A 1,241-nucleotide genomic window follows, 5' to 3' on the forward strand; every position below is an offset into this window, starting at 1 on the left:
TGCGATTAAATCAGATCACAAACGAAGCCTTTTTTCTATCTATTTCAATTGGTTGTAGCTAAAGATCCTGTACATGTGAGGGCATATTGAGGAATGCTGACCACAACTCATGCCAATCGGCACGTTCGCACATGCTATTTGAAGACAAACCGGCACATTTTCGTTTCATCAAGCACGGGGACCGTATGATCAGGAGACTCCCGACATGATCCGCCAACAGACCAGGGGAAGTGCTGATTCTTGCAAACCAGTGCTTACAGGGACTTCAAGGTTGCAGATAGAATGAGCATGAGCTGCATCATCGACAAAAATGCCCGTTGTCTGCGTCCATGGCTCCCCAGCTTACTATTGAGTAGGCGCACCTCCATGACCCCTAAACCATCGTGCTTGGGCAAGTATGGCCAGTCTTGCTGCTTTCCCTCGTCTATCGGCACACCAGCTAGACCTGCGGATTGTAACAATCCATTCCATTGCCCCAATATATGCGTCTTTTGTGTGACCTCCGCACCCGGTAATTGCAGCGTCAAATGAATATGACGCGCCTTAAAGCCCAGAGCACCACAAAGGGTCAAAAACTGTATGACTCGTCGACTACTTGGACTACGGATCAAATAACCCTTCCCTGGGACCAGATACCTCAATATCTGACAGCCATCCTGGATCATCTGCCAAGTCAACGTCCCGTCATCCAAGCCTGTTTGCAGCTGTCTAAATAGAAAGTTCAGGATCTGCAAGGAGTAGGAATCCAGCTTCACCTTGCTTAGCTGTTGCTCTTCAATCGCTTTTGAAGCTTGCTTCTCTTCACCCTGTCGCTTTTCACGCTCTACCAATCGATGGATCCAAGGCGATAACGCAGGGATAAGGGGGAGACGCTTGCCATGTCGTGGGCAATGCTTCTGTACTATGGCTGCATGATCAAGCAACGCCCTTACCATCGCAGGCGAGACCCCCTCTTGATAGGCGACCTGTTCTGCTGTGCTCACCTGACAAGCCATCAGGATGGCAGCCCAGTCCAAAACCTGCAGATGCCTGTAATGGCTGGAAACCTCAAGACAGTGTTGCAGTCCTTTCACTGAAGTCAGACAGGAATTTGCGAGTACAGGCGGACTCACTGGTGCAACCAGCCGCTCTATTTCTCGGTTTTCATATGTAAGTCGTTCTGCGAGGGTAAGCGCCGTTAAATCGACGTACTTGCCCTAACGGTATTGCGCCACTTTTTTTGAAATCGGCTCCAACGCCAC

The 1,241-nt window shown here is 49.8% G+C and carries 1 protein-coding gene; it reads right to left on the minus strand.

Features of this window, described 5'->3' with window-relative positions; all coding sequences use genetic code 11:
* Positions 1 to 254 precede the first annotated feature (254 nt).
* Positions 255 to 1,073 carry a hypothetical protein gene (locus OKB81_RS20385; RefSeq protein WP_270805435.1) on the minus strand — a complete coding sequence of 273 codons (819 nt, stop codon included), beginning with the start codon at positions 1,071 to 1,073 and terminating at the stop codon, positions 255 to 257.
* Positions 1,074 to 1,241 lie beyond the last annotated feature (168 nt).

The sequence above is a fragment of the Aeromonas sp. QDB56 genome (genome assembly GCF_027705505.1).
GTDB classification, from domain to species: Bacteria; Pseudomonadota; Gammaproteobacteria; order Enterobacterales; family Aeromonadaceae; genus Aeromonas; species Aeromonas caviae.